The organism is Dorea sp. MB18-49 (assembly GCF_023669465.1).
Lineage (GTDB): Bacteria > Bacillota > Clostridia > Lachnospirales > Lachnospiraceae > Dorea_A > Dorea_A longicatena.
Map to the genome: position 1 here is coordinate 1 of NZ_JAMOYX010000073.1, position 9,546 is coordinate 9,546.

Below are 9,546 nucleotides of genomic sequence, written 5' to 3' on the forward strand. Positions count from 1 at the left end.
AATTAATCCAGATCAATAACATCCATCTTAAATGTGTCATCCATCTCCGCATGACTTCTCTTCTTTTCCGGGTGATTACTTAAGAGATCTGCCGTTGCATCAAATAACTCATCGTCGTCATAATCATAGTCATTTGAACCAAACATATCGTAATCATCATCCGAATAATATCCTTCAAAATTATCGAACTCTTCTTCATCTAAAGGAGTAAATTTTTCAAAATCATCTGTATCCTGAAGATTAATGTTCTTTACAGGTTTGCGGATAGCAGGACCTGTCTCATCTAAAGAACGTACACCCTTTGCAGCTGCTTTTTTTGCCGTTGCGTGTTTGACGCTCTTCTGCTTCTTTGGTTTTTCCATGGCTTTGGCTATGTTTTCTGTAACCCAAAGATCATCCTCATCGTATCCTTCAAATTCATCTTCATCATCATATCTCTTAGATGCTTTTTTCGAAACCTGTTTTGAAGCTTTCTGTGCTTTCTTTTCCTGTTTCTCTTCTTTTTTCTTAGCTTTTAATGCTTCCTCTTCTTCATCCAGATCAATTCCATATTCATCATACAGATCATCTAATTCCAGATCTCTGTGTCTAAGCTTGACTGCTGTGACAATAAGTACCAAAACAAGCAGTAAGATTAATGCAATTGCTATAATAACTACAATATCCAGGAAATTCTCTACAAAATTAAGGATTTTTCCCCATATTCCTTTTCCGTTACTTAACTTACTTTCTGAAGAAGAACTGCCGGTTGATTCCGGTGTGTATTTCTGATAGGTTCCATCTGTCGTATCATAACGATATGTTGTCTTTTCACCGTCAGAATTCAAAGCATAAATAATATAATATTCTGCGTCTTTTGTATCCTGCCAAGTGTCAAATTCTTTACCATTTAATGTCAGAGTTGTCTTCTGATACTGGCTTGGCAGATTCACCTTTCCATCATTCATCAATGGGATAATATATCTGTCTTTTGCAATCTCAACTTCTTCAAACGGTGCGAAAGATCCATCATCACTGTTATACATATAGAAATCTGCATCATCGCTGTCTTTTTCAGTCAGATACATTGCATTGATTCCACTTGCCTCCTGTGTGATCACAGAATACTTTGAACCTTCAAATGTCAGCTCGCCTTTTTTAAAACCTTCCGGAATGATCTCTTCCGAAAAATCGCTGGTCACAACATACTTCTTGCCGTTCACTTTCACAACGGCACCATCTGCTGTCGATGTTGTTGTATCTTCGGTACTGGTCTCTTCCTTAATCAGAGACGGATCGCCAGCTCCGATCGTAACTGCAGAACTTCCCTGTGTTACTTCCAGGTTCGTTCCGTCTTCCGCAGTACCCGTAGCACTTGACACTTCGATATTCGAAGTACCTTCTTTTAATGCCTGAAACTTCAGATTAAATTCTGCAGTTGTTCCACTTCCGGTCCAGGAAATCTTAATGGTTCCATCCTTTCCCGTCGCATTATCACCGCTGATAAATCTCAATTCACTTTTGTCATACGTTAAAGTCGCTTCCATAGACTGCATTGATGAAGCAGAAGTCAGCTTGGTCTTTACATCAACTTCCGCTCCTACTGTAGTGGACGGATCCGCAAAACGCAGTTCTGCTGTCGCTGCTTCTGTTATCACCGACAGACATGGACATATCATACATATCGCCAAGAATGTTACAAATATCTTTTTAATTCTTCTCATGTAACCTACCCCTTTATCTTTTATTACTATTTATTCCGTTCCTTCTGTCGATCCAGTGGTTCCCGAAGTGCTGCCTGCATTATCTCCGGTCGTTCCACCTCCTGTTGTTGTCCCTTCTGTTCCTCCGGTTGTTCCCGTAGTTCCTGAGGAAGTGCTGCCTGTACTTCCGGTCGTTCCGCTTCCCGTCGATGTTCCTCCGGAATATCCGTTTGACGTACCGTAAGATCCGGTTCCGTAAGTGCTTCCACCCGTTGTTCCGTAGGTACTTCTTGTTGTACCGGTTCCGGATGAATTATTGGAATAATTTTCCGAATACCCCTTACTTCCCGGTGTCTCATCATCCTCGATCGTTGTACCGCTTTTGGCCTTATCTGACGCTTTTGCAGTAATACCACTTTCAATGCCTTCAATCGTGCTGGATACAGAATACCCATCACTTCCAAACAGAAATTTATGCACCTCAAGTACATTCGAAGACAAGGTCTTCGGGATTACGACACTTCCTACTTCATTTAACATATCCGTTGTATTTTCAGCCGGAAAACCAATCGAATCTCCTAATTTATACTTTGTAAGATTCTTTGCATATCCGATCATTTCAGCCAGTGTAAAGTTTGTTGATATCTGCGGAAATACACTGTCTATGATCTTATTAACAGTGCCGACACTCATGTTCTGCGCTTTATCTGCAATTTTCTGTAATACCAGGCGCTGACGTTCTGCACGCTTAAAGTCTCCTCCTTCCGTATAACGGATTCGGGAATAAGACACTGCCTGCACACCATTCAAATGATATGTACCCTCTACTTCCGGCTCGATCTTCTCATAACTTTTTCCTGTTACTTTTGAAGTTTCGACACAATAGTGGTTCATATGCACAACTTCATCATGCGTCAGTTCCAGATCCAGTCCTCCTACCGCATCGATAACATCTACCAGTGCATTAAAGTTTACGGTTACATATTTTTCAATATTCATATCCAGATTACGGTTAATCAGCGATACTGCGCCTTCCGGTCCTCCAAAAGAATATGCAGAATTCGCTTTATTATAACTTCCGTCATCTAATTCTAATAATGTATCACGATAAATAGATACCAATTTAACTTCTTTCGTATCATTATTCAGACTTGCTATTATGATCGTATCACTTCGATTTCCTTTGCCCAGATCATTTTCTCTTGAATCCAGACCAAATAACGCTACATTCGTGTATCCTTTTTCATGTTTTACTTCATCAGAAATGTTTAATTTATCTGTATCGAGTTTCACCGAACTCAGTTTATTCATCTTACTTGCCAGAATGACTGATCCTATAACTACTACGCCCAGAAGAGTTCCGCCTAATACAGCACCTATTTTCTTCCCTATAGACCAGGTTGCAAAGCCTCTTTTTCTGCGACGCCCTCTTCGTCTGACCTTTTTCCCTGTATTTCTTGCCATACTTCATATCCTTTCCGCATTTATCCTAAATTAACACAAACCTTTTTACATATTACCCTATTTTTTTCTAAATTTCAATATTTTCAGTCCTGTTTTCCTGTTTATGTCCAATATCTCGGATTCATTGTGCATTTTAATACAATCTTTTTCGGCAGTTTTTGATATTTTCGTCCAAGAAGATATCCTGCATATTTCGCTACACAATCTGTGAAAAGTTTAAAAACAAGCCATGGCCTTCTCTGTTTTATCAAAAAAGCGACTGTATTCTTTATCAGTTTCATTCCTTCTTTTTCTGAGCTTACCTTCCGGAATATCTCAGGATGCTGTGCCTGGGAAACGGCCATATCAAAGTTTCGGTGAAACTGTTGTGCAAAATTGTAATTATGCGAATGGATTACCCTTGCTTTTGCATTATAATATACTTTCTGTTCATTCACTATAACCTTCGCTGCGTATATCATATCTTCATTAAATATTGCTTTTTTCTCGAATCCACCGTTTTTCAAATACATATCCCGGTTATAGGCTGCACATACATCCGAACAGAAGAATGTTTTGATTCCCATTCTTTCCAGATCTTTCGAAGATTTCACTTTGCTTTCCGGCGGATAATTAAATTGTCTCGTATATCTTTCTAATAATGTACTTTCTTTTCTAGGAAGCTGTCTCGCATACGCAACTGCAACATTTGCTTCTTCCAAAGCCTGTACCAGTTCACTTACCAGATACTCGTTATCCGGGCAGGCATCCTGTGTCATACAGATCACAATATCTGCATCCGATTGCCGGATTCCTTTGTCTCTCGTTGCGGCATGATCAAATTCATCCGGAGTAATCTCTTCAACTGTCACATTTTTATAACGTTCCTTCATGCTTTCCAGACTCTGTCCGTCTGTTGTATGCATCAAAAAGATACGGTTTACTTCATAGGTCTGTCTTTCCAGACGCTCCATCAGCTTTTTAAATTCTGATCCCGGATGATATACCGGAATTACGACATCTACTTTCTTCTTATTCATTTTGTGATGTTCCGCTTTCTGTTGTATTTGGATATACATTGGTCATATCATTCAAAGTATTACTTATATCTGTAACCGTTGCCGTCGGTGTATAATCCTTATTCGGATATAAGAATTGATGCAGCTTTATTACATTTTCTTCCAGTCCTTTCGGGATGACATATGAACCACTGTATCCCGGTATCTGTTCCGGAGTTTCCAGATCAAACGGGAAACCTGTTGTTTCGCCCAGCTCATAATCAAAGGCACCTGTGGCAAGACTTAATATCTCCTTTGTAGTGAAGCTTGTTGATACCTCCGGCATTACCTTATCTATAATCTTATTAAGCGTTGCCAGATCCTGCTGTTTCAATTTATCTGCTGTTTTCTTAAGGACCAGTCTTTGTCTTTCTGTTCTCTTATAATCACCGCCTGCTGTATATCTTATTCTCGCATAAGATACCGCCTGCACGCCGTTTAATTTATACGTTCCGGCTACTGCCGGTTCGATCTTCTTATATTTCTTACCTGTTACTTTAGAAGTCTCTACACAATAGTTGTTCATATGCACAACTTCTTCATCCGTTAATTTTACCGTAATACCATCAACCATATCTATCACATCGGCTAATGCAAGGAAATTGACACTGACATAATCCTGAATATTAAGATCCAGATTCTCATTGAGCATATTGACTGCCGTCTCAGGTCCGCCTACTGAATAAGCCGCATTGGCTTTATCATAATGTTCTCCGTTCTGTTTTAACATCGTATCCCTGTACACAGACACAAGCTTTACTTTTTTGGTTTCATTATTGATGCTTGCGATCATAATCGTATCTGTCCGGTTTCCTTTTCCAAGATTCTTTTCTCTTGAATCCAGACCAAATAATGCAACATTGGTATATCCGGTCTGTTTCAGTCCGTTGTTCTTTATATTCGAAAGATTGGTGCGTTCCATTTTTCCCAGCTTAAATAAGCCAAACGCCGTTGTTCCCAGAATACACAGAATGATCAATTCCAAAATAATTACAAGTCTTCTGCGTCTTCTGCGTTTTTTCAGTCTTTTTCTTCGTATTTCCTGCTGTCTTCTGGTTAATCTTTTTTTATTACGTTTACTCATGACTTCTCCTTAAAGCTAATAGGCATTTTTATTAATAAATCCTTTGAAAAATGTTAAAAATATAATCTTAAAGTCAAATCCAAGTGTCCAGTTTTCAATATAATACAGATCATGCTCTATTCTCTTCTTAATAGACGTATCTCCTCTGTATCCATTTACCTGAGCCCATCCCGTAAGTCCCGGTCTTACCTGATGTTTGATCATATACCGAGGTATTTCTTCTTTAAACTTTTCTACAAACTGCGGTCTTTCCGGTCTCGGCCCTACAAGACTCATGTCCCCTCGAAGGACATTAAAAAGCTGAGGCAGTTCATCTATACTTGTTTTTCTTATAAACCTTCCGACCGTCGTAACACGCGGATCATCTTTGGTCGTCCAGCCTTTCTTTTCTTTTTTCTCATCCTGTACGATCATTGAACGGAATTTATACATTTTAAACGGACGATTCTGCAGCCCTACTCTTTCCTGCGAAAAGATCAAAGGCCCCGGCGAAGTCTTCTTGATCATAATTGCCGTTACGATCATAACCGGAGAAAAGAGAATAATTGCTACAATTGCTCCAAATATATCCACTCCGCGTTTCATCCATTTATTCAGCGGATCACTTAACGGAACTCTTCGGATATTGATCACCGGAAGTCCCTGCAGATCTTCGGTGTACGGCTTGGTCGGTATAACGTTATTATAATCCGGAATAAATTTCGTATGCACACCTGATTTTTCACACATTTTAACAATTCTTTCCAGCTTATGATATTCAGCCAGACCCAGTGTAATTACGATTTCATCCAGTTTATTTTCCGGCAGCACAATTTCCAGATTATCAATTCTTCCCAGTACCCTGACCTTCTTATATTCTGTTCCTCTAGGAACATTATCGGCAAGGATACCCCGGATATTATATCCCCAGTCCGGATTTGCCTGGATTCTGTCAATGTACTGTTCTGCCGCACGGCTGTATCCGATCAGTAAGATATGTTTCTGATTAAATCCCTGACTTCTGATCTTCCGAAGTCCCATTCTGATCACATTACGCTCTACTATTTCCAGAAAAATATTAATACAGTAAAAAACAAAGATCATCGTTCTGGAAAAATCTGTCTGATGTCTGAAATAAAGTACTAAAATAAATACCAGAAAGCCTATCGTGTTCGCCTGAAGGATATTCCATGCTTCCAGTCTTCTTCCTCTGACTCTTTTCGGAGTATATAACTGAAAAATATAATATAGCAACAGATATCCCGGTATAATGAATATCAGTACACTCATATATACTTGCAGAGAAAGATACCACGGATCCATCTCAAAAATGCCGCTCCTGAATCTCAGATACCATGAAAGCACATACGAAATTACAATCACTACCGCATCCAGTACCACATGTATTTTATTTAATAACCCTTGATTTTCCTTGATCAATTTTACTCACCAACTTTATCTATTATTTCGTTTTCCTATGCCAGACGCCGGAAAATATTTATCCATAGTTCTATCTGAATCTTTATATAATTCTTAAGATGGCCGGATTCATATTTTACTTTATCTGATTTTTCCCCCATATGCAGCCCTTCTTTAATACCATTGACATATAGCTTTCCGTATCCCTTGCGAAGGAAAAACAGGTACTTCACCAAAAATCCCACAAAAAGGAACGGACTGTTCAGTATCTTCTGTACAACCGGCATATTTTTATATATCAGATATACATTATTGCGTGAAGACATCTTGACTTTAAATTCATTATATCTTGCTCCGCTTGCCGCACTTCCCACATGGATCACTTCTGATTTGGGTTCATATAAATTATCGTATCCCGCTATCCTGGCACGATATCCCACATCTATGTCTTCTAGATATGCAAAATGCTTCTCATCAAACATTCCAATCTCTTCAAATACTTTTTTCCGGTAGATTGAAGCCCCTCCGCATGTTGCAAAAATCTTTCTTATATTATTGTATTTCTTCACACTTTTGTCTTTTCCATATGCGTATGCCCATCCAAGTGCATTATAATAGGTTCCTGCGCTGTCAATTTTGGACGGATCATGGTACTGGATCATCTTAGGCTCCACAGAAAATATGTTCGGATCTTTCTTGATCGAATCCAGCAGATACTTTACATAGTTATCTTTTATCACCGTATCATTATTTAACAAGATCACATATGGTGTATCTGTCTTTTCAATACCGATATTAACTGCTCTGCAAAAGCCATAGTTCTTATCCAGCATCACACATTCAACTTCCGGATATTCTTTTACAACTTCCTCTATACTTCCATCATTCGAGGCATTATCTATGATCAGGATTTTCTTTTCTGTCTGATCCTTTTCATACAAACTTTTCACACAGGAAAACAGATACTCTTTTCCTTTGTAATTAGGTATTACGATTGTTACTTCACACATAATTTCTCCGTTAGTTCACTTTCAGGGAATAGTCCCATTTTTTTAAGGAAAGATTCGGATTATACGCTGGATCTCCATTTTTCAATATGTCAATCCAATGGCTGCGCATATATTCTATCTCTCCCTGAAATCTGCGCACTTTTTCTTTCGTATCTTCAGCTCCTCTGGTCTTAGATTCATAATGATATAACTCTACATATGGATCATACACGACCAGATGTCCTTTTTCCCGTATTCTAAGACATAGATCCACATCATTAAACGCTACTTTCAGCTCTTCTTCCAGTCCGCCGACTTCTTCAAATACCGAACGTTTCATCATCATACAGGCCGCTGTCACGGCACTTAAATCCTGCTGGATAGCCGCTCTGTGCATATATCCTGTATAACCGCGTTTCATACCGACAAAGACACTGCCGGCAACTCCTCCGATTCCAATGATAATTCCCGCATGCTGCACCGTATCATCCGGATAATATAGTCTAGCACCTACTGCACCGACTTCTTTTCGCTGACATGTTGAAAGCAACTCTGTAAGCCAGTCACGACTTATCACTTCCATGTCATTATTTAACAGCAGTAAATAATCTCCCTTTGCCTGTTTTGCACCAAAATTATTAATTGCCGAATAATTAAATTCTTTTTTCCAGTATACGACACGGATCTTATCATTGCAAATCTGTTCATAGTATTCAAAAGTCTTCTCTTCCGTACTATTATTCTCAATAATGATAATTTCATAATTCTCATAATCCGTCAGTTTTTCTATTGACTTCAGGCATTTATCTAATGTCTCTGCCTGATCTTTATTCGGGATCAGAATAGACACCAGCGGATTTCCTGTCACAGGATATTTTACTCTGTAAAATCCAAGATTTTCCGTCTGAAGGACTTCTCCTTTTGTATGGCATCGTCTGAGATGATCTTCGATTGCCTTCTTTCCAGCTTCATATGCATACATTTTACTTAAAGGATTATCTGCTGTTGATTCCTTATGCACCCGCCAGTGATATAATATCTTTGCAACATGAGAGATTCTTTCCGCCTGTTCCGTACATCGTAAGATCAGATCATAATCCTGCGCCCCGTTATATTCCGCTCTGAACTTTCCTACCGATTCAATTAATGCTTTTTTTGCAACAAAAAAATGACAGATGTAATTATTTGCTCTCAACATATCCAGATTAAAGTCCGGCTTAAAATTCGGAGAAAAATATTCATCCAAATCTGTCGTCACTTTATCTTCGTCTGTATATAGCACATCTGTCTTGCGATCTTTGTTCAGGCAGCTTACAATTTCATACAGTGCATTTTCTTCCAGAAGATCATCATGATCCAGCAATCCTACAAATTCTCCCGTTGCGATCTCCAATGCTCTGTTCGTATTCTGTGCAATTCCTTCATTTTCCGGAACATCCACTACTTTGATCCTGTTGTCCTTCTTGCCTGCAACATTCAGAATACTACTTACTTCCTGATTAGAAGGATTAGCATTGGCAATACACAATTCCCAGTTCGTATAAGTCTGCTTTCTCACTGACTGGATCATCTGCTTTAAAAACACCTCCGGTGTATTGTATACCGGTACCAGGATGCTGATCTTAGGACTGTATTCAAATACCTGCTTCCGTTCTCTTTCTAATTCCTGTTCAGATGGTCTGTGATTTTCATACCATTCTTTATAATCAATATCGCTTTTCTGGAAACGTTCTGTTAATTTTATCCAGAATCCTTTCGGTCCATAATGGCGCAAATAAAGTATCCCCTTTTTCAAATTATAGGGAGATACTTTTTTTATCATATTTATATAATCTAATTTACCACTCATTAAGATATTCCTCGTACATATTATTACATATTTTCCCTTTTTA

The 9,546-nt window shown here is 38.7% G+C and carries 7 protein-coding genes; all 7 read right to left on the reverse strand.

The window, feature by feature from the left end; genetic code table 11:
* Positions 1-2: 2 nt before the first annotated feature.
* On the reverse strand, positions 3-1,703 hold the full coding sequence (locus tag NCY30_RS14280) for a cohesin domain-containing protein (RefSeq protein WP_055194632.1): 1,701 nt from the start codon (positions 1,701-1,703) through the stop codon (positions 3-5).
* A gap of 30 nt (positions 1,704-1,733) precedes the next feature.
* Complete coding sequence (locus NCY30_RS14285; protein ID WP_250818837.1) at positions 1,734-3,146, reverse strand: LCP family protein; 1,413 nt, start codon at positions 3,144-3,146, stop codon at positions 1,734-1,736.
* A gap of 101 nt (positions 3,147-3,247) precedes the next feature.
* Entirely contained in the window at positions 3,248-4,165 is a 918-nt protein-coding gene (locus tag NCY30_RS14290) for a glycosyltransferase family 2 protein (RefSeq protein ID WP_250818838.1), read from the reverse strand.
* Positions 4,158-5,267, reverse strand: coding sequence for an LCP family protein (locus NCY30_RS14295; protein ID WP_055181844.1), 1,110 nt, complete (start codon positions 5,265-5,267; stop codon positions 4,158-4,160). The genes NCY30_RS14290 and NCY30_RS14295 overlap by 8 nt, the downstream gene beginning before the upstream one ends.
* 15 nt (positions 5,268-5,282) lie before the next feature.
* Positions 5,283-6,686 (reverse strand): undecaprenyl-phosphate glucose phosphotransferase, encoded by a 1,404-nt coding sequence (locus tag NCY30_RS14300; RefSeq protein WP_161170431.1) that lies wholly within the window; start codon positions 6,684-6,686, stop codon positions 5,283-5,285.
* A gap of 35 nt (positions 6,687-6,721) precedes the next feature.
* A complete protein-coding gene (locus NCY30_RS14305) occupies positions 6,722-7,675 on the reverse strand; it encodes a glycosyltransferase family 2 protein (protein WP_055194638.1) in 954 nt (317 codons plus the stop codon).
* 10 nt (positions 7,676-7,685) lie between these two features.
* Positions 7,686-9,503, reverse strand: coding sequence for a glycosyltransferase family 2 protein (locus NCY30_RS14310; protein ID WP_161170430.1), 1,818 nt, complete (start codon positions 9,501-9,503; stop codon positions 7,686-7,688).
* Positions 9,504-9,546 lie beyond the last annotated feature (43 nt).

Bases quoted from the DNA above. Each gene is read 5' to 3' on its own strand.
- NCY30_RS14310 (WP_161170430.1), bottom strand. From the start codon at position 9,503: ATGAGTGGTAAATTAGATTATATAAATATGATAAAAAAAGTATCTCCC.
- NCY30_RS14295 (WP_055181844.1), bottom strand. From the start codon at position 5,267: ATGAGTAAACGTAATAAAAAAAGATTAACCAGAAGACAGCAGGAAATA.
- NCY30_RS14280 (WP_055194632.1), bottom strand. From the start codon at position 1,703: ATGAGAAGAATTAAAAAGATATTTGTAACATTCTTGGCGATATGTATG.
- NCY30_RS14285 (WP_250818837.1), bottom strand. From the start codon at position 3,146: ATGGCAAGAAATACAGGGAAAAAGGTCAGACGAAGAGGGCGTCGCAGA.
- NCY30_RS14290 (WP_250818838.1), bottom strand. From the start codon at position 4,165: ATGAATAAGAAGAAAGTAGATGTCGTAATTCCGGTATATCATCCGGGA.
- NCY30_RS14305 (WP_055194638.1), bottom strand. From the start codon at position 7,675: ATGTGTGAAGTAACAATCGTAATACCTAATTACAAAGGAAAAGAGTAT.